Source organism: Aquabacterium sp., from assembly GCF_035476535.1.
Classification (GTDB): Bacteria; Pseudomonadota; Gammaproteobacteria; order Burkholderiales; family Burkholderiaceae_C; genus Pseudaquabacterium.
In genome coordinates this window covers 1-19,885 of sequence record NZ_DATILJ010000278.1, presented here as the reverse complement: position 1 = coordinate 19,885, position 19,885 = coordinate 1, and the positions used below count along the sequence as shown (strand labels likewise).

Here is a 19,885-nt window from a genome sequence, read left to right as displayed (position 1 = left end):
GACGAACTCGGTGTCGGCCTTGCGGCTGATCAGGAAGAAGCGCACCGCGTCACGGCTGGTCCAGTCGATCAGGTCGCGCAGCGTGACGTAGCCGCCCGAGCGCTTGGAGATCTTCACCTCCTCGCCGCCCTTCATCACCGTGACCATCTTGTACAGCACGTAGTCCGGGAAGCCGGCCGGGATGCCGGCGTCGACGCCCTGCAGGCCCGCCCGCACCCGGGCGATGGTGCCGTGGTGGTCGGTGCCCTGCACGTTGATCACCTTGGCCCAGCCGCGCTCGAACTTGCTGACGTGGTAGGCGACATCGGGCACGAAATAGGTGTACGTGCCGTCGGACTTGCGCATCACGCGGTCCTTGTCATCGCCGTAGTCGGTCGTACGAAGCCATAGCGCGCCGCCTTCCTCGAAGGTCTTGCCGGCGGCCACCAGGCGGCGCACGGTGTCTTCGACCCGGCCGTCGCGATACAGGCTGCTTTCCAGGAAATAGTTGTCGAAATGCACGCCGAAGGCCTGCAGGTCCAGGTCCTGCTCGTGGCGCAGGTAGGCCACGGCGAATTGCCGGATGCTGTCGATGTCCTCGGGGTCGCCGCTGGCGGTGAACGCGCGGTCGTCGGCATGCACGGTCTTCTTCGCCAGGAAGTCGGCGGCGATGTCGGCGATGTACTCGCCGTTGTAGGCCTGATCGGGCCAGTCGGCATCACCCGGCTTCAGGCCCTTCAGGCGGCACTGCGTGGACGTCGCCAGCGTCTGGATCTGCACGCCGGCGTCGTTGTAATAGAACTCGCGCAGCACCTGCCAGCCCTGGCTTTGCAGCAGGGTGCTGATGCAATCGCCCAGCGCGGCATTGCGGCCATGGCCGACATGCAGCGGACCGGTGGGATTGGCGGAGACGAACTCGACCATCACGCGCTGGCCGTTCGGCGCCTGCAGGCCGAAGCCGTCGCCGCCGGTCAGCACCTCGGCCACCACCGCCTGGCGCGCCGCCGGTGCCAGGCGCAGGTTGATGAAGCCCGGCCCGGCGATGTCGAGCGCCTGGACCCAGCGTTGCACCGCGGGCTGGGCCTGCAGCGCCTCGACCAGCGCGGCGGCCAGTTCTCGCGGGTTGCGCTTCAGGCTGCGCGACAGCTGCATCGCCGCGGTGATCGCGAAATCACCGTGCGCGGCCTGTTTGGGGGACTCGAAGGCGGGGCTCAAGGCGGCCCCGGGCGCGAGCTGCGAGATCGCGGCGCCCAGCGCCTCGAGCAGCTCCTGCTTGGCTTGGATCATGGGGAACGATTCTACGGTTCGGGCTTCCTCGGGTCGGCCGCCTTCCCGCGGCTGCCGATGGCCGGCAGAATGCACCTACCTTGGCCGCTCACTCTTCCTTTCCGTCGTCTGCCGAAACCAGCGCTTCGTCCGGCCACCCGGCGTGGATCGGCCGCTACCGCGTGCAATCGCGGCTGGGCGAGGGCGCCACCAGCGAGGTGTTCCTGGCGCGCGACGATTTCCGCGACCGTCAGGTGGCCATCAAGCGCGTGCGGGCGGCCAGTCACATCGAGAGCCCGGAAAACCACTACCGCAGCCACTTCTTCGACGCCGAAGCGGCGCTGGCCGGCAAGCTGAAGCACCCCAATGTCGTCGAGATCTTCGACGCCGTGCCCGACCCGGTGATGCCCTACCTGGTGATGGAGTACGTGCCCGGCGTGACGCTGCGGCGCTTCTGCCGTGCCGACGCGCTGCTGGCGCTGGACCAGATCGTGGAAATCGGCTTCAAGTGCGCGATGGCGCTGGGCTATGTCTCGCGCCAGGGCTTGATCCACCGCGATGTCAAGCCGGCCAACATCCTGGCGCTGGTCGAGGACGGCCATGTCAAGGAGGTGAAGATCAGCGATTTCGGCAGCGTGCTGGACACGCTGTCGGACCGCACGCAGGTCTTTCGCGTCGGCTCGCTGGCCTACATGTCGCCCGAGCAGCTGGACGGCAGCACGCTGGATTCACGCGCCGACCTGTATTCGCTGGCCGCCGTGCTCTACCACCTGGTGGCCGGCCGCCCGCCTTTCGACGCCACCACGCAGGCGGCGCTGATGCACCAGATCTACAACGGCGAGCCGCCGGCGCTGCAACTGCTGCGTGAAGGTGTGCCGCCGCGCATGCAGGCGATCCTGGAGCGCGCGCTGTCCAAGAACCGCGAGCAGCGCCACGCCAGCTGGGACGAGTTTGCGCAGGAATGGTCCTCGCTGGTGGCCAATGCCGAGGTGCCGCGCGGCCAGGTGCAGGACGTGCTGGACTCCGAGCGCTTCAACCTGCTGCGCTCGCTGGAATTCTTTGCCGGCTTCGGTGACGTCGAGCTGTGGGAAGTGGTGCGGCGGGCGCGCTGGCAGCGCCATGCCTACGGCGCGGCGCTGTACCGCAAGGGCGAAGAGGGCAGCACCTTCCACATCATCGCCCAGGGACGCATCGACGTGTACCGCGACGGCAACCGCGTCGCGCAACTCGGCTCCGGCACCTCGGTGGGCGAGATGGCCTACCTGGCGCCCAGCCCCGACCTGCGCACGCATGCCGCCGACGTCATCGTCTCGGAAGCCGCCACCACGGTGTCGTTCACGCCGGAGACCATGCTGTCGCTGAGCCCTGGCACCCGCCACCTGTTCGACGGCGCCTTCATCCGTGTGCTGGTGCGCCGGCTGCATGCGGCGCACGAGGCCATGGCGCACCCGCGACGCATTCTCTGAGCCGGCCCCAGGCCGCAGGCCGCAGGCGCAGCGCACGCCCGCGCCTGGGGCCAGCGGCGATCAGCGCAGGCTGGCGGCGCGCATCTGCTGGGCCAGTTGCGGATGCGACGTTTCCCAGCGCCTGGCCAGCTGTTGCAACTCGTGGCGGGCACGGGCCTGGCCCATGGCCTCGAGGTGACGCCAGGTCGCAGCGGCGAAGCGCCGCAGCAGTGCCCGCGGCCGCGTCGACAGCGCCGCCGTCCCGGGCGCCGGTTGGCAGGCCCCTGCCGCCAGGGCCTCGTTGAGCCGGGCGATGCCCTGCAGGTCCGCCGCCAGGCGCGGATCGTCGCGGTGCACGCCGCGGGCCAGCAGACGCAGTTCGTTCGGCGATCGGGTCAAGGTGCTGCTCATGCCTGGCCCTCCGCAACACGCGGCGAAGCGGTAGCGCGCGGCCGGTCAGCAGTGTCAGCCGGCCGCGGCGTGCGGGCGCGCTGCAGCCAATTCAGCAGCTGTGCAAGCCAGAGCGCCCCGCGAGGGACGGGCACGGGCGGCGGCACATGAACCCGGAAATGTCGTGATGGCATGGCAAAAGTCCTTCTTTCAGCTGAGCGATCCGACGCTCCAACACCCAGACACTAGGGTTTTCACCTAGATTCCGCCAATTGCCTTTCTGAATGCATGCATCACGCCGGTGAATGCCTGCCCGAACGTCATGAACTTCCGGACCCTCGACCTCAACCTGCTGCGCGTCTTCGACGTGGTGATGTTCGAACGCAACGTCACGCGCGCCGCCGCGCGCCTGGCGATGACCCAGCCTGCCGTCAGCAACGCGCTGCGCCGGCTGCACCAGGCCACCGGCGAGGACTTGTTCGTCTCCGGCCCGACCGGCATGACGCCGACGCCGCAGGCCGAGGCGCTCTGGCCCACCGTGCGGGCGGCCCTGTCGGGCCTGAGCCATGCGCTGGATCCGCAGGCCTTCGACCCGCGGCAGGACGCGCAGGGCTTCCGACTGCTGATGGCCGACGCCGCCGCGGCTGTGCTGATGCCGGCCCTGATCCGCGGCATCGAGCAGCAGGCCCTGCAGGTGACGCTGCGGGTGCTGCCGCTGGGCACGCGCGATCCGCGCCCGCAGCTGGAGCAGGGCCAGACCGACGTGGCGCTGGGCTTCTTTCCGGAGCTCGCTGCGGCGCTGCAGGCCGAGGGCGACAGCGCCGTCGTGTGCCTGGACCCGCTGTACCACTGCGGCTACGTGTGCGTGATGCGTCGCGGCCACGAACTGGCCCGGCACCCGGTGCTGACGCTGGACGACTACTGCGCGGCCGGGCATGTGCGCGTCAGCTTCGCGGGCCGTCAGCACGGCTTTGTCGACGCGGCGCTGCAAGGCTTGAAGCGCCAGCGGCGCGTGGTGCTGACGGTCAACGAATTCGCCACCGCCGCGCGCGTGGTGCAGCAGTCCGATCTGCTGACGGTGTTGCCGCGCAGCTTCGTCTCGGCCAGCGGCCTGGCGCCGGACCTGGTGATGCGGCCCTTCCCGGGCGCGTTGCCGCGCATCGAGGTCGGGCTGCTGTGGCACCGGCGCGATCAGCAGCAGCCGGCGCAGCGCTGGCTGCGCCAGGCCATCCACGAAGCGGCACAGTCGTTGTTCGGGGGCGAGCTGGCCGTGGCCTGATCGCAAACAGACGCGACTGCACAGCCGGTAGCGCGGCGAGGCTGGCCGCGTGTCCACCACGCGACAACCGCCCGCGTTGTGCAATTGCCGGCCCCGGGGCGCTCTGCTCCAATCGGCAGCGGCCAATCGGCCGACAGCGTCAGCAACGAGGAAGGAATCCCATGATCAAGCAACTCACCGCGGTGGTCGCGTCACTGGTGCTGTGCATCGGTGCGGCCCAGGCCACATCACACAAGGAAGGCCCGGGCATGGCCGCCAGCGGCGCCAAGCCCACCGCTCAGCAAAGCAAGATGGGCGAGTGCAACAAGGAAGCCGGCGACAAGAAGGGTGACGAGCGCAAGGCCTTCATGAAGACCTGCCTGTCAGCCAAGAAGCCCACCCAGCAAAGCAAGATGGCCACCTGCAACAAGGACGCCGGCGACAAGAAGGGCGACGAGCGCAAGAAGTTCATGAGTGAATGCCTGAAAGCTTGATCCCCGGCTGAAACCTTGACCCCCGGCCGCTGCGCGGCCTGTCCCCTGGCGGGCACGCAAGCCCGCGCAGCGGTGGGACGCTCACGTTGCGATCTGGGGGGTTCGCCAGTAGCTGGCGTCGCCGTAGCTGTGCTTGGTGAAGTCGATCCAGAGGCGCACGCGCAAGGGCAGGTGCTTGCGCTGGGGGACGACGGCGTAGATGCCGTTGGGCGGGGCGGCGAAGTCGGCCAGCACTTCTGTCAGCTGGCCTGCTGCCAGCTGTTGTTCCACCTCCCAGGTGCTGCGCCAGGCGATGCCCAGGCCCTGTAGACACCAGGCGTGCAGCACCTGGCCGTCGCTGCAATCGAGGCGGCCGCTGGGGCGCAGGTGGGTCAGCTGGCCGTCGACCGTGAAGGCCCAGCCGCGGGTCTGGCTGGCGTCGGACGACAGCGTCAGGCACTCATGCCGGTTCAGCTCTTGCGGATGGTTCGGCGTGCCGGCGCGCTTCAGGTAGGCCGGTGTCGCGACGCACATGCGGCGGTTGTCGGCCAGGCGCACGCTGACCAGGCTGGAATCGGGCATGTCGCCGACGCGCACGGCGCAGTCGAAGCCTTCGTTGACGATGTCGACGACGCGGTCCGACAGGTTCAGCGACAGGCTCACGTCCGGGTGCAGCGCCAGGAAGCGCGGCACCAGCGGCGCCACGTGGCGGCGGCCGAAACCGGCCGGTGCGGTGATGCGCAAGTGACCACTGGCTTTCACGCCGCCGGCACTGACGCTGGCTTCGGCATTGGCGATCTCGGCCAGGATGCGCTGGCAATCCTCCAGGAAGGCACTGCCCTCGTGCGTCAGCGTGATGCGGCGGGTGGTGCGCACCAGCAGCTTGACGCCCAGGCGCTCTTCCAGCGCATCGATGCGCCGGCCGATCACTGCCGGCGCCACGCCCTCGGCCTGCGCCGCCATCGTCAGGCTGCCTTTGGTGGCCACCGCGGCAAAGGATTCGATCTGCTTCAAACGATCCATGGCGCGCAGATTACACGCCGATCGGTCACGAATCAATCGCAATCGGAGTGCTTAATGTTGACTCAGGTTCGCAATACAGTCGTGCACCATGATGTCCAAAGCCACGCCGGTGCAGCCTGAAGCGGTGTTGTTCGACGCCTACGGCACGCTGTTCGATGTCTACAGCGTCGGCCTGGCGGCAGAACAGCTGTTCGCCGGGCAGGGCCAGGCGCTGGCGTCGCTTTGGCGCGACAAGCAGATCGACTACACGCGGCTGTGCTCGATGAGCGGCCGCTACCGCCCGTTCTGGGAGCTGACGCTGGCGGGCCTGCGTTTTGCCGCGCAACAGCTCAAACTGCCCTTGAACCGCGAGAGCGAAGACCGGCTGATGAACCAGTACCGCCACCTGTCCGCCTTTCCGGAGAACCGCGAGGTGCTGCAGGCCTTGCAGGCCCGCGGCATCCGTGCCGGAATCCTGAGCAATGGCGACCCCGACATGCTGGCGGTTGCGATCAAGAGCGCCGGCTTCGCGGACCTCATCGACCCGGTGCTCAGCGCCCACAGCGTGCGCCGCTTCAAGACTGACCCGGCCGTCTACGCATTGGGGCCCGACGCGCTGGGCCTGCCGGCGCGCAAGATCCTGTTCGTTTCCAGCAACGGCTGGGACGCCATCGGCGCCACCTGGTTCGGCCACACCACGCTGTGGGTCAACCGGACGGGTGGCCCGCTCGAACAGCTGGACACCGGACCCACCCGCATCGGCAGCAGCCTGCGCGATGTGCTGAGCTTCTTTCCTTCACACTGATTCCCACCGCCCGAGGACCTTGCCATGACCGAACGCACTGCCTGCCATCGCCTCCAGGTGGCGACCCCGCTCTACCGCTTCATCGAGGACCAGGTGCTGCCCGGCACCGGCATCAGCAGCGCGCATTTCTGGCAAGGCTTCGATGCCATCGTGGCCGACTTGGCGCCGAAGAACGCCGCGCTGCTGGCCGAGCGCGACCGGCTGCAGGCCGCGCTGGACGACTGGCATCGCGCGCATCCCGGCCCGATCGCCGACATGCCGGCCTACAAGGCCTTCCTGCAGCAGATCGGCTACCTGCAGCCGCACCCGCCGACCGTGAAGACGACGACGACGAATGTCGACGCCGAACTGGCCATCCAGGCCGGCCCGCAGCTGGTCGTGCCCATTCTGAATGCGCGTTATGCGCTGAATGCCGCGAACGCCCGCTGGGGCTCGCTGTACGACGCGCTGTACGGCACCGACGCCATTCCCCAGACCGGCGGCGCCGAGAAGAGCGGCGGCTACAACCCGGCGCGCGGCGCCAAGGTGATTGCCTTCGCGCGCAAGCTGCTCGACGACGCGGCACCGCTGGCCAGCGGCTCGCATGCCGACGCCACCGGCTACCGGGTCGACGCCGGCCGCCTGGTCGTCGCCTTGAACAATGGCAGCAGCAGCGGCCTGGCCGATGCCGCGCAATTCACCGGTTATCAGGGCGAAGCGGCATCACCGTCGGCGGTGCTGCTGCTGCACAACGGCCTGCACATCGACATCCGCATCGACCGCTCGACGGCGATCGGCAAGACCGATGCCGCCGGCATCGCCGACCTGGTGCTCGAATCGGCGCTGTCGACGATCCTCGACCTGGAAGACTCGGTCGCCGCGGTCGATGCCGAGGACAAGGTGCTGGGCTACCGCAACTGGCTGGGCATCCTGAAGGGCACGCTGACCGAGGAGGTCAGCAAGGGCGGCAAGACCTTCACGCGCGGGTTGAATCCGGACCGGCGCTATGTGGCAAGCGCAGGGACCGGCGCCCAGGGCGCCGGGGGCGGCGAGGTGGTGCTGCACGGCCGCTCTCTGATGTTCGTGCGCAATGTCGGCCACCTGATGAACAACCCGGCCATCCTGTGGGGCGAGGGCCGCGAAATCCCCGAAGGCATCCTGGACGCCGTGGTCACCACGACCATCGCGCTGCACGACCTGCAACGCAAGGCCGCGTTGCCCCAGGGTGGCGGCATCGTCAACTCGCGCAGCGGCTCGGTCTACATCGTCAAGCCCAAGATGCACGGTCCGGCCGAAGTGGCCTTCGCCAGCGAGCTCTTTGGCCGCGTCGAAAAGCTGCTAGGCCTGCCGGACTCCACCGTCAAGCTCGGCATCATGGACGAAGAGCGCCGCACCAGCGTGAACCTGAAGGCCTGCATCGCCGCGGCAGCCAGCCGAGTGGCCTTCATCAACACCGGCTTCCTCGACCGCACCGGCGACGAGATGCACACCGCCATGCAGGCCGGTCCGATGTTCCGCAAGGGCGACATGAAGACCAGCCAATGGATCCAGGCCTACGAGCGCAGCAATGTGCTGGTCGGCCTGTCCTGCGGCCTGCGCGGCCGCGCGCAGATCGGCAAGGGCATGTGGGCCATGCCCGACCTGATGGCAGCGATGCTGGAGCAGAAGGTCGCCCACCCGAAGGCCGGCGCCAACACCGCCTGGGTGCCGTCGCCCACCGCGGCCACGCTGCATGCACTGCACTACCACCAGGTCAACGTCGCGGCGGTGCAGCTGGAGATGGAGCAGATCGACGCCGAGGCGCAGCACGAAATCCTGCTGAACGACCTGCTGCAGATCCCGGTGGTCGGCAAAGCCGCCTGGAGCGCGGCCGAGCGCCAGCAGGAGATCGACAACAACGCCCAGGGCATCCTGGGCTACGTCGTGCGCTGGGTCGACCAGGGCGTCGGCTGCTCGAAGGTGCCGGACATCCACAACGTCGGCCTGATGGAAGACCGCGCGACACTGCGCATCTCCAGCCAGCACATCGCCAACTGGCTGCTGCACGGCGTGGTGACTGAAGCGCAGGTGCGCGAGACGTTCGAGCGCATGGCGGCGGTGGTCGACGGCCAGAACGCCGGCGATGCGCTGTACCAGCCGATGGCGGGGAATTTCAGCAGCTCGGCGGCGTACCAGGCCGCCTGCGACCTGGTGTTCAAGGGGCTGACGCAGCCCAGTGGCTACACCGAGCCGCTGCTGCACGCCTGGCGGCTGCGCGTCAAATCCTGTTAGGCCGGACGCCTGCGGCGCCGTCCTGACTCGGCGGGTTCGAGCGGACGCTGGCGCGCCGCTCAACCGGCCGGGGCGTCGCGTCTGGGTCGATTGGGTCGGCGCCTGGCGGGGCGGCGGACAGGACAGTGGCACTGCCTACAATCACGCCCTTCGCCCCCCCTTCGCCCGGTGCCTTGCCGATGAGCTTTTCCGCGCTGCCCAGCCAATGCGATGTGCTCGTCGTCGGCGCCGGCCCGGCCGGCAGCGCCTGTGCGCAGTGGCTGGCGCGGCAGGGCCTGGAGGTGGTGCTGGTCGACCAGCACGACTTCCCGCGCGACAAGGTCTGCGGCGACGGCCTGATTCCCGACGCCCACCGCGCGCTGCAACGCCTGGGCGTGCATGGCGAGGTGATGGCGGCGGCGCAGAGCGTCGGCCATGTCGGCTGCATCGGCCCGCGCGGCGGCCGCATCGACGTGCCCGGGCGGGTAGCGGTGCTGCAGCGGCGGGTGCTGGACGACATCCTCAAGCGCTCCGCCGAACGCGCCGGCGCACGCTTCTTCGCGCCGCTGCGTTTCGAGGCGCCGCTGACCATCGGCAGCGCCGACGCGCGCGTGGCGGGCGCCTTGTTGAGATCGGCCACCGGCACGCATGAGCTGCAGGCCCGCTGGACCGTGCTGGCCACCGGCGCAGTGCCCAAGGCGCTGATGGCCGCCGGCATGTGCGATCGCCACACGCCCAGCGGCGTGGCGCTGCGCGGCTATGTGCGCAACGGCGCGATGCGCGAACGCATCACCGAACTCGAGGTGGTCTGGCACAAGCGCCTGCGCAAGGGTTACGGCTGGATCTTTCCGTGCCGCGACGGCGTGTTCAACATCGGCGTCGGCCTGGCGCACAGCCACGCGCGCCGCGGCGATGGCCGCGCGACGATGGCGGATGTCAACCTGCGCGAGATGTTCCAGACCTTCGGCGAGGTCTACGCGCCGGCGCGCGACTTGCTGGCTGGTGGTGAATGGGTCGGTGAGTTGAAGGGTGCACCGCTGCGCTGTTCGCTCGAAGGCGCGCAACTGGCCCGGCCCGGGTTGCTGGTCACCGGCGAAGCGGCGGGCAGCACCTATGCCTTCACCGGCGAGGGCATCGGCAAGGCGATGGAGACCGGCCTGATCGCCGCCGAGACCCTGCTCGCCGGCGGCAGCGACGCCGCGGTGGGCGAGCGCTACCGCCAGCACATCGGCGCGCTGAAGCCGCGCTTCGACCTCTACGAACGTGCCAACCGCGTCAACGACCATCCGTGGCTGGCCGACCTGCTGATCTGGCGCGCCCGCAAGAGCCCGCGTATCCTGCAGCGCATGGCCGGTGTGCTCGAAGAAACCGGCAACCCCGGCCATCTGGTGAGTCTGCGCGGCATCACCCGCTTGTTCATCCCGCTTCGCTAGGAGTCCGCGCCCCGATGTGCCAACTGCTCGGCATGAACGCCAACACGCCGACCGACGTGATGTTCTCGTTCACCGGCCTGGCCACGCGGGCCACCGAACACAAGGACGGCTTCGGCATCGCCTTCTTCGAAGACCGTGGCGTGCGCCTGTTCGTCGACCCGCACAGCGCGCTGGTCTCGCCGGTGGCCGAGATGGTGCGGCGCTACCCGATCAAGAGCGACAACGTCATCGCCCACATCCGCAAGGCCACGCAGGGCCGCGTGGCGCTGGAGAACACCCATCCGTTCATGCGTGAGCTGTGGGGCCGCTACTGGGTGTTTGCGCACAACGGCGACCTGAAGAACTTCGAGCCGCGCTTGCACGGCGCCTTCCGCCCGGTGGGCAACACCGACAGCGAACGCGCCTTCTGCTGGTTGATGCAGGAGCTGGCCAAGGCCCATGCCGCCGTGCCGACCATAGCCGAGCTGACACGCACGCTGGCCGAGTTGCTGCCGTCGGTCGCGCGCCACGGCACCTTCAACCTGCTGCTGTCCAACGGCCAGGCGCTGTGGGCCCATGCCACCACCTCGCTGCACTGGCTGGAACGCAAGCACCCCTTCGGCGCCGCGCACCTGGCCGACGAGGATCTGAGCATCGACTTCGGCGCGCTGGCCGCGCCCGGCGACCGCATCGCGATGATCGCCACCGAGCCGCTGACGCGCGACGAAAGCTGGACCGCGTTTGCGCCGGGCGAGTTGCGGGTCTTCGTCGGCGGGCAGTGCGTCCGCTGACCCGGCGCGCTTCAAGGGGTGGTGACGGCCGGCCGGCGAGACGGCCACGCCGCCAATTGCCGTTCGAGCCAGAGTCCCAGCGCCAGCAGCAGCACCGTGGCCGACTGCAGCGCGAACCAGCGCAGCCTCAGCGTCGCCTCGTCGAGCCCGTGGCTGCGGTCCGGGCCCAGCAGGAACTGCACGCCCGAATACACCAGGCCGTACTTCTTCACCTGCGCTTCCAGGCCTTCGTTGAGCAGCCACCAGCCCGCCGGCAACAGCAACAGGCTGAGAGCCAGCACCGCGAGCCAGCGCAACGGACGCTGCTGAACGTAGCTGCCCCACAGCCAGCCCTGGACGCACAACAGCGCCAGCAAGGCATACAGGTAGCCGCCACCGCCCCAGCCCCAGGGGCCATCGGCGGCGATCAGCTCATTGAGGTTGTCGGTGGACGACCAGTCGAACGCAATCGCCTTGCACAGCCACAGGAACAGCCCGCCCCCCGCGAGCGCGGCGGCTGACCAGCGCAGACGGGGCACCGCCGGGCCCGTGCGCAAGGGCATCGCTACCAGCAGGCCCAACATCACCGGCAAGGGTCCGTACAAGGCCGCGTAGCGCACGCAGCGTTCGACGAAGCTGATGGTCAGCGGCATGTCCAGGGCCAGGAAGACATGCCGCCAGCTGTCGCCCCAAATGTTCTTGTTCGTGACGAACCACACCAGGTTGGTCGAGCCGGCGATGTCCTCGATGCTCTCGGTGGTCACGCCTGACCACACCAGCAGCAGGCTGACCAGCCCGCAGGCCAGGCCGGCCAGCGGCAGCACCAGCGCCGGCCACCGCGAACGGGCCAGGCAGCGGCCGGCCCGGCCGCTGCCGGCGCCCAGCCACAGCAGGCCCAGCGTGAACATGGCCAGCGCGACGGGATGGCCGTTGCCGCGGAACAGATCACGCACGTTGTACGGAATGCCGGGCAGGTGCAGCAGCTGATGCAGGGCGATGACGATGGGCAGTGCGCACGACAGCAGCAAGACGAGCGGATGCCAGCGACCGATCGCGGCCGTGCCGGAGGTTCGCGCCGGCGCGGGCGCGCTCGACGAGGCTCGCGGCGACGCCGCGCGCCCGGCCTGCGGCACCGAGCGGCGATGCGCCAGCAGCGCGAAGCCGACGGCCAGCACCAGCAGGGGTTCGGTGATGTCGGCGCTGCGTCCCTCGATGAAGCGCTGCGCCTGCTCCAGCATGAAGACCCAGATGGCCAGCGCCAAGCTCATGCCGCGCAAGCTGCTGCCGCTGTCCGCCAGCGGTTTCAGGATGCCGGCAAAGATCACCAGGCTGGTCATCAAGGCCTGGCTGTTGCTCAGCATCGAGCCTTCGAGCAGGGCGGCCAGTGGCAGCCAGGTCATGCTGCCGGGCGAGTCGCGCAGCGTCCAGGGCGACAAGGCCGCCAGGCTGTAGAGCGCCAGCAAGATGGCGCTCAGCACCTGCGCACGAACGGCCTGCTGCGCCTGGCGCAGCATCAGCCAGCCCAGGCCGCCCAAGGCCAGCCCGGCCAGCGCGGCCGGGCTCAGCACGGTGCCCACGATCAGCAGCTTGCCAGCCGCCACGCCCAGCAGCAGCGCCAGGTAGACGGGCAGACTGCGCGCCTTGCCGGGCCCCGTCTCCAGCGCATGCCCCATCAGCAGCGCGATCGCGATGTGGGGTGCCGCGGCCTGGAACGGCAGCGGCCACAGCGTGCCGCCCAGCACTTGCTTGCCATGCGCCTTGAGCAGGCCCCAGTCCAGGCTGGGCACCAGTGGCAGCCATTCCGCGACCAGGCACATCACCAGCAGCAGCACCGCCTCCCATCGGCCGCGCTGCAGCGAAGGGCTGCGCATGGCGGCCCGCACGGCATCGCCCAGCGCGATGCCCAGCGCGCAGCCGGTCAGATTCCAGACCACATCGCCCATCTGCGCGTCACGCTGCGGCACCAGCAACTGGCCCAGCTGAGCCAGCAGCGCCAGCACGCCGCCGACCACCAGCACCCGGACCGCGCTGTGCCACAGGCCGTGGCGGGGCCGCAACTCGGCGGTGTAGCTCGCGGCGAAGGGGATGAACAGCGCAACGTTGCCCAACACATCGCCCAGCCCGGTGAACAGCCGCCACTGGGTGAGCAACTGCAGCAGCGCGCCCGGCCGAGCCGCCGCGAACTCGAACGGGTAGAGCGAACCGTAGAGGATCAGCAGGCCGGCCAGCGCGGTGACGGTGCGGTGCATGGGGTTCGACTCGGGGCAGCGGGCGATGCCGCAGTATCCGGTGAACCCTGCGTGTCAAACTGCGGCCTTTCTCGCCGAGCCGCCGTACCCATGCCAGCGCTTCCAACGCCCCGCTTCGACATCTTCTACCGCCACGCCGAACTCACCGGCCTGCTGCAAGAGTACGCCGCCGCGCGGCCCGGCCTGATGTCGCTGCAGTCGATCGGCAAGAGCCATGAAGGGCGCGACATCTGGGTCGTCGCGCTGACCAACGAATCCACCGGCGCCGACCGCGACAAGCCGGCGTTCTGGGTCGACGGCAACATCCACGCCGGCGAGCTGACGGCCAGCACCGCCTGCCTGTACTGGTTGCACCAGCTGCTGTCCGGCCACGGCAGCGATGCCAGGATCACGCAGCTGCTGGACACCCGCGCGGTCTACATCTGCCCGCGCGTGAACCCCGACGGCGCCGAGCTGGCGCTGGCCGACAGGCCGCGCTTCATCCGCTCGTCGACGCGGCTGTATCCCTTCGACGAGGACCCGGTCGAGGGCCTGACGGTCGAGGACATCGACGGCGACGGCCGCGTGCTGCACATGCGCATGCCCGACCCGCACGGGCCGTGGAAATGCCACGCCGACGAGCCGCGGCTGATGGTGCCGCGCGAGCCTGGCGAATTCGGCGGCAGCTACTACCGTGTGATGCCCGAAGGCACGCTGACGCATTACGACGGCCTGCTGATCAGCGTCAACCCGAACCGCGAAGGGCTGGACCTGAACCGCAACTTCCCGGCCTACTGGCGGCAGGAGTTCGAGCAGAGCGGCGCCGGCCCCTATCCCACCAGCGAGCCCGAGGTGCGGGCGATGGTCGACTTCATCGTCACGCATCCGAACATCGGCGCGGCGGTGAGCTTCCACACCCACTCGGGCGTGATCCTGCGGCCCATGGGCACGCAGAGCGACGACGACATGACGCCCGAGGACCTGTGGGTCTACAAGCGCCTGTCTGCGCTGGGCGAAAAGCTCACCGGCTACCCGGCGGTCAGCATTTATCACGACTTCAAGTACCACCCGAAGGAAATCATCACCGGCACGCAGGACTGGATCTACGAACACCTGGGCGCGCTGTTCTGGACCGTCGAGATCTGGGCACCGAACAAGGAAGCCGGCATCACCGACTACGACTGGATCCACTGGTACCGCGAGCACCCGGTCGAAGACGATCTGAAGCTGCTGAAGTGGAGCGACGAGCAGTGCGCTGGTAACGCCCATGTGACGTGGTACCCGTACCGCCACCCGCAGCTGGGCATGATCGAGCTCGGCGGCTGGGACCGATTGAACTACTGGCGCAACCCGCCGCCGCACCTGCGTGAACGCGAAGCCGCGCGCTTCCCGGCCTGGCTGACGCAGATCGCGCTGAGCCTGCCCAAGCTCGAGGTGCTGCGCACGGAAGTGCGTGCGCTGGGCCCCGACACCTGGCGCGTGCGCTTCGCGGTGGCCAATGCCGGCTACCTGCCGTCGCACATCAGCAAGCGCGCGCTGGAGCGCAAGACGACCCGCGGCGTGGTCTTCGAGCTGCACCTGCCGCCCGGCGTGGCGCTGGTCTCGGGCAAGCAGCGCGTGGTCGGCCCGCAGCTCGACGGCCATGCGCCGAAGAATTCGCTGCAGGCCTTCCTGCCGAACCGCGAGATCACCGCCGACCGCGCGGTGGCCGAGTGGATCGTCAAGGCACCGCGCGGCACGCACCTGGCGCTGACGGCCACCGCGGACCGCGCCGGCACCGTGCGCACCGAAGTCACGCTGGATTGAGGCCCGCACGGACGGTCATGACATGACACGCTGCCTGCTTCTGGACGACGACCAGGCCATCCGCGACCTGCTGGTCGACTACCTGCGCCAGCATGCCATCAGCGTCGAGGCGCTGGCCAGCGGCGCGGCCTTCCGCCGCCGCGCGCCGGACGCCGAGGTCGACCTGGTGCTGCTGGACCTGATGCTGCCCGACGACGACGGCCTGGCGCTGTGCCGCTGGCTCAAGGGCCTGCGGCCGGCGCTGCCGGTGATCATGCTCACCGCGCAGGGCGACCCGATCTCGCGCGTGCTGGGGCTGGAACTCGGCGCCGACGACTACGTGCCCAAACCCTTCGAGCCGCGCGAGCTGGTGGCCCGCATCCGCGCCGTGCTGCGCCGTGGCCAGGCGGTGGCGGCGGCGGTGAACGCCGAGATCCGTTTTGCCGGCTGGACCTTCGACCGTCTGCGCCGCCAGCTGCTGGCGCCCGACGGCACCGTGGTGGCGCTGTCGGCGGCCGAGTTCCGCCTGCTCACGGCCTTTGTCGATCATGCCGGCCAGGTGCTGTCGCGCGAGCGGCTGCTCGAGCTCACCCGCACGTCCGGTGCCGAGTCCACCGATCGCAGCATCGACCTGGCCGTCTCGCGCCTGCGCGGCAAGCTGGACGACGGCGGCGGCGACATGCAGCTGATCCGCACGCTGCGCGGCCAGGGCTACGTGTTCCATGGCGGCGCCGGCACGAGGCCATGACGCTTCGGCATCTGGACACGCTGCTGCTGCGGCTGTTCGTGCTGATGTGGGTGACGCTGGTGCTGAGCCACCTGGTGGCCTTCAGCGTGGTGGTGGGCGTGCGCACGCAGTCGCGTCAGATCCTGGGCCTGGCGCCTGAACCTACCGGTTGGCAGCGCCCGCCGCCGGGCATGCCGCCGGGCGCGGGGCCGGCCGGCCCGAGCCGCCCCCCGGGTCCACCCGGCCCGCCGGGACCCGCCGGTCCACCTGGCCTGGCCGGAGCCGGGCGCCTGCCGATACCCACCTTGCCTTCGCTACCGCCGGGCAACCCCTTCGGGTTGTCGCCGGGCGGGCCCGGTGCCGGCGGCCCCCGCATGTCGACGCCGCTGCTGTGGCTGGACTATGGGTTGCGCGCGCTGGTCATCGCGCTGGGGGCCTTGATCGGCGCGCGCTGGCTGTCGGCGCCGATGCGCCGCTTGTCGCAGGCCGCGCACGGCCTGTCCGGCAGCCTGGCGCGGCGCGAGGCGCTGCCGCAGCTGGATGCCGGGCGCGGCACCCGCGAAGTGCGTGAAGCGGCGCAGGTCTTCAACACCATGACGCAGCGGCTGCAGCAGCAGTTCGACGCCCGCGGCATGCACCTGGCCGCCGTGTCGCACGACCTGCGCACACCGCTGACCCGGCTGCGCATGCGGCTGGAGGCGCTGCCGCCCGAAGCGCGCACCCATGCTGCGCGTGACCTGCACGAGATTGACGAACTGCTGGACGCCACGCTGGCCGTGCTGCGCGAGCAGCATGAAAATGCGCTGCCCGGCGTGGTCGACCTCGGCGCGCTGCTGCAGGCGATTGCCGACGACCTGGCCGAACAGGGCCAGCAAGTCGAGGTGTCGCTGCCGGCCGGCCTGCGTGTGCGTGCCCGGCCGGCGGCGCTGCGCCGCATCGTCGGCAACCTGGTCAGCAACGCGCTGCGCCACGGCGGCAGCGCCCGGCTCAGCGCGGTGGCCGATGGCCAGGGCGTGACGCTGTGGGTCGACGACGACGGCCCCGGCATCCCGCCGGCGCAGCTGGCCCAGGTCTTCGAGCCCTGGGTGCGCCTGGACCGCTCGCGCGGCCACGCTGGCCACGGCCTGGGCCTGGCCATTGCCCGCGAGTTGGCCGAACACGACGGCGCGCAACTGTGGCTGGCCAACCGCAATGGCGGCGGCTTGCGCGCCTGCGTGCGCTGGCCGCCGGTCAACGATATGTCAGCGCGGACATGAACGGGCCCTGATTCGGGAAACGTTGGCGCTTCACACTGTGAAGCACTCCGCGGCCCGTGCGCCGCTTGCTTCAACGGGAATCCCATGTCTCACCACGATCACCACGACCATGACCTGGGCCTCGCGGCCGACCTCGATACGCTGGTCCGCCAGACCACCAACCGGCGCCGTGCGCTGCGCTGGCTGGGCGCCGGCGGAGCCGCCAGCTCGCTGGTGCTGCTGGGCTGTGGTGGCGGGGAGGACAGCAGCGACACCAGCAGCACCAGCACCGGCACCACGACCACCACCGGCACCACCACCGGCACGACGACAACCACCACCACCCCCAGCAGCTGCGCGACCATCCCCGAAGAGACTGCCGGCCCTTACCCCGGTGATGGCTCGAACACCGCCAACGGCAGCGTGGCCAACGCACTGGCGCTGTCGGGCATCGTGCGCAGCGACATCCGCAGCAGCATCGGCAGCGCCAGCGGCACGGCCACCGGCATCAAACTCACCGTGAAGCTGCAGGTCGTCAACACCGGCGCCAGCTGCGCCGCGCTGGCCGGCCGCGCCGTCTACCTGTGGCACTGCGACAGCGCCGGCCGCTACTCGATGTACTCCAGCGGCATCACCGACCAGAACTACCTGCGCGGCGTGCAGGAGACCGACAGCAGCGGCAACGTCAGCTTCACGACCATCTTCCCTGGCTGCTACGACGGCCGCATGCCGCACATGCACTTCGAGGTCTACCCCAGCCTGGCCAGCGCCACCAGCTACTCGTCGAAGATCAAGACCTCGCAGATCGCCTTCCCGGTAAGCACCTGCAGCGAGGTTTATGCCACCACCGGCTACTCGGCCAGCGTCAGCAACCTGGCGCGCATCAGCTTCAGCACCGACAACGTGTTCAGCGACGGCGTCACGCTGCAGTTGGCCACGGTGACCGGCAATGTCACCGACGGCTACGTCGCGACGCTGGTCGTCGGCGTCGCTGGCTGATAACACACAAGGGGCGCGTGATGACGCAGGAATCGAGCAGGGTGCAAGACAGCGGCGCGGCGCTTGCCGTGACCAGCGAGGCCCCGCCGCCGCGGCGCCAGGCGCTGGGCGCCTTGAGCCTGCTCGGGGCGATGACGCTGGCCGCTTGCGGCGGTGGTGGAGACAGCGCCACGCCCAGTCCGTCGCCGAGCCCCACGCCATCACCCAGCCCGAGCCCCAGCCCCTCGAACAACGCCGCGCTGGCTGGCCTGAGCCTGTCGGTCGGCACGCTGTCGCCGGCCTTCACCGGCGAGACGCTGAGCTACAGCGCCAGCGTCGCCAACAGTGCCACCAGCCTGGTGCTCACGCCCACGGCGGCTGACAGCGGGGCGATGATCCGCATCAACGGCGCCACGGTGGCCAGCGGCGCGGCCGCCGCGGCGGTGGTGCTGGTGGTCGGCGGCAACACCGTGTCCATCGTGCTCACCGCGGCCGATGGCAGCAGCACGCGCACCTACACCCTCATCGTCACCCGCGCCGCGGCCACCGCCTCGTCGGACGCCAGCCTGAGCAGCCTGGCGCTGTCGGCCGGCAGCCTGTCGCCCGGTTTTGCCGCCGGCACGCTGAGCTACAGCGCCGCGGTGGCCTACGAGACCGGCAGCCTGCAGCTCACTGCCAGCACCAGCAGCGCCCAGGCGACGCTGCGCATCGACGGCGTGGTGGTGACCAGCGGCAGCGCCAGCGACGCCCTGGCGCTGGCCGTCGGCACGACCACGCTGATCGTGCTGGTGACGGCCGAAGACGGCAGCAGCAGCCGCAGCTACACCGTGGCCGTCACGCGCGCGGCGCGCAGCGTCTCGGCCGATGCCACGCTGAGCGGGCTGACCCTGTCGGCCGGCACGCTGTCGCCGGTGTTTGCGTCCGGCACCACGAGCTACAGCGCGGCGGTGGCCAACGGCGTCAGCACGCTCAGCGTGGTCGCCATCACCAGCGCCACCGGGGCGACGCTCACTTTGAACGGCAGCATCATCGCCAGCGGCAGCAGCTCATCGGCCGTCGCGCTGGCGGTGGGCGCCAACACGCTGACGCTGGTGGTCACCGCCGAGGACGGCAGCACCCAGGCCAGCTACCGCATCGTCGTCACGCGCGCCGCGGCCACGCTGTCCAGCGATGCCAGCCTGTCGGCGCTGCTGCTGTCCTCGGGCAGCCTGTCGCCGGCTTTCGGCGCGGCCACCACCAGCTACAGCGCGGCGCTGGCCAACACCGTCACCGCGCTCACGGTCACGCCCACCGTCACGCAGGCCGGCGCCACGGTGCGGGTCAATGGCGTGGCGGTGGTGTCGGGCCGTGCGTCGTCGAGCATCGCGCTGGCGGTGGGCACGACGGCGCTGTCCGTCGTCGTCACCGCCGAGGATGGCGTCAGCACGCGCACCTACACCGTGCAGGCCACCCGTGCCGTGGCGGGTAGCTGCACGCTGACGCCCACCGAGACCCAGGGCCCGTTCCCGCTGCTGGCGATCCTGTCGAATACCGCGATGGTGCGCAGCGATGTGCGCGAGAGCAAGACCGGCATTCCGCTGACGCTCACTTTGAAGGTGCAGGACCTGAGCAACGGCTGCGCCGCGGTGGCCGGCGCGGCGGTGTACATCTGGCATTGCGACAAGGACGGGCTGTACTCGGGCTACAACGCCAACAACAACGCCGGCCAGCAAGGCCTGACCTACCTGCGCGGCATCCAGGTCAGCGACAGCAACGGCGAGGTGCACTTCACCACCATCTACCCGGGCTGGTACGCCGGTCGCATCACGCACATCCACTTCCAGGTCTACCTGAACAACAACCTGACGGTGACGGCCACCGCCACCTCGCAGCTGGCCTTCCCGCAGGCCATCACCAGCGCGGT

The 19,885-nt window shown here is 69.8% G+C and carries 16 protein-coding genes; 12 read left to right on the top strand and 4 right to left on the bottom strand.

Features of this window, described 5'->3' with window-relative positions; all coding sequences use genetic code 11:
• Positions 1 to 1,266 (bottom strand): arginine--tRNA ligase (gene argS, locus VLK61_RS27650; protein ID WP_325426115.1); only part of this gene is annotated, 1,266 nt, incomplete at its 3' end.
• An 80-nt stretch (positions 1,267 to 1,346) separates the two neighbouring features.
• Here argS and VLK61_RS27645 point away from each other — a divergent pair.
• Complete coding sequence (locus VLK61_RS27645) at positions 1,347 to 2,711, top strand: serine/threonine-protein kinase (RefSeq protein WP_325426113.1); 1,365 nt, start codon at positions 1,347 to 1,349, stop codon at positions 2,709 to 2,711.
• Positions 2,712 to 2,771: 60 nt separating this feature from the next.
• On the opposite strand, the gene VLK61_RS27640 is transcribed toward VLK61_RS27645, so the two are convergent.
• Complete coding sequence (locus tag VLK61_RS27640; protein ID WP_325426111.1) at positions 2,772 to 3,101, bottom strand: hypothetical protein; 330 nt, start codon at positions 3,099 to 3,101, stop codon at positions 2,772 to 2,774.
• Between the two features lie 301 nt (positions 3,102 to 3,402).
• Between VLK61_RS27640 and VLK61_RS27635 the strand changes: the two genes are divergently transcribed.
• Together VLK61_RS27635 and VLK61_RS27630 are read left to right on the top strand one after the other, a co-directional pair.
• Entirely contained in the window at positions 3,403 to 4,359 is a 957-nt protein-coding gene (locus tag VLK61_RS27635) for a LysR family transcriptional regulator (RefSeq protein WP_325426109.1), read from the top strand.
• 248 nt (positions 4,360 to 4,607) lie between these two features.
• On the top strand, positions 4,608 to 4,832 hold the full coding sequence (locus tag VLK61_RS27630) for a PsiF family protein (protein WP_325426119.1): 225 nt from the start codon (positions 4,608 to 4,610) through the stop codon (positions 4,830 to 4,832).
• An 81-nt stretch (positions 4,833 to 4,913) separates the two neighbouring features.
• On the opposite strand, the gene VLK61_RS27625 is transcribed toward VLK61_RS27630, so the two are convergent.
• Complete coding sequence (locus VLK61_RS27625) at positions 4,914 to 5,834, bottom strand: LysR family transcriptional regulator (protein ID WP_325426107.1); 921 nt, start codon at positions 5,832 to 5,834, stop codon at positions 4,914 to 4,916.
• Positions 5,835 to 5,925: 91 nt separating this feature from the next.
• Between VLK61_RS27625 and VLK61_RS27620 the strand changes: the two genes are divergently transcribed.
• From VLK61_RS27620 to VLK61_RS27605, 4 genes are all read left to right on the top strand, one after another.
• On the top strand, positions 5,926 to 6,618 hold the full coding sequence (locus VLK61_RS27620; RefSeq protein WP_325426117.1) for a haloacid dehalogenase type II: 693 nt from the start codon (positions 5,926 to 5,928) through the stop codon (positions 6,616 to 6,618).
• Between the two features lie 24 nt (positions 6,619 to 6,642).
• A complete protein-coding gene (locus VLK61_RS27615) occupies positions 6,643 to 8,868 on the top strand; it encodes a malate synthase G (RefSeq protein ID WP_325426105.1) in 2,226 nt (741 codons plus the stop codon).
• A 179-nt stretch (positions 8,869 to 9,047) separates the two neighbouring features.
• Positions 9,048 to 10,280: an NAD(P)/FAD-dependent oxidoreductase gene (locus VLK61_RS27610; RefSeq protein ID WP_325426103.1), complete on the top strand. Its 1,233-nt coding sequence runs from the start codon at positions 9,048 to 9,050 to the stop codon at positions 10,278 to 10,280.
• 14 nt (positions 10,281 to 10,294) lie between these two features.
• On the top strand, positions 10,295 to 11,050 hold the full coding sequence (locus VLK61_RS27605; protein WP_325426101.1) for a class II glutamine amidotransferase: 756 nt from the start codon (positions 10,295 to 10,297) through the stop codon (positions 11,048 to 11,050).
• An 11-nt stretch (positions 11,051 to 11,061) separates the two neighbouring features.
• Here the strand turns inward: VLK61_RS27605 and VLK61_RS27600 are convergent, their stop codons facing one another.
• Positions 11,062 to 13,278 (bottom strand): VanZ family protein, encoded by a 2,217-nt coding sequence (locus VLK61_RS27600; RefSeq protein ID WP_325426099.1) that lies wholly within the window; start codon positions 13,276 to 13,278, stop codon positions 11,062 to 11,064.
• Positions 13,279 to 13,368: 90 nt separating this feature from the next.
• Between VLK61_RS27600 and VLK61_RS27595 the strand changes: the two genes are divergently transcribed.
• The 5 genes from VLK61_RS27595 to VLK61_RS27575 form a co-directional block, all read left to right on the top strand.
• The gene (locus VLK61_RS27595) at positions 13,369 to 15,063 is read left to right on the top strand and encodes a M14 family metallopeptidase (RefSeq protein ID WP_325426097.1); all 1,695 of its coding nucleotides are present in this window, start codon (positions 13,369 to 13,371) and stop codon (positions 15,061 to 15,063) included.
• A gap of 22 nt (positions 15,064 to 15,085) precedes the next feature.
• Positions 15,086 to 15,790, top strand: coding sequence for a response regulator transcription factor (locus tag VLK61_RS27590; protein WP_325426096.1), 705 nt, complete (start codon positions 15,086 to 15,088; stop codon positions 15,788 to 15,790).
• Complete coding sequence (locus VLK61_RS27585) at positions 15,787 to 17,025, top strand: ATP-binding protein (RefSeq protein ID WP_325426094.1); 1,239 nt, start codon at positions 15,787 to 15,789, stop codon at positions 17,023 to 17,025. Before VLK61_RS27590 ends, VLK61_RS27585 begins: the two co-directional genes overlap by 4 nt.
• Before the next feature lie 84 nt (positions 17,026 to 17,109).
• Positions 17,110 to 18,003 carry an intradiol ring-cleavage dioxygenase gene (locus VLK61_RS27580; protein WP_325426092.1) on the top strand — a complete coding sequence of 298 codons (894 nt, stop codon included), beginning with the start codon at positions 17,110 to 17,112 and terminating at the stop codon, positions 18,001 to 18,003.
• A 20-nt stretch (positions 18,004 to 18,023) separates the two neighbouring features.
• On the top strand, positions 18,024 to 19,885 hold a 1,862-nt coding region (locus VLK61_RS27575; protein WP_325426090.1), incomplete at its 3' end, for a cadherin-like beta sandwich domain-containing protein.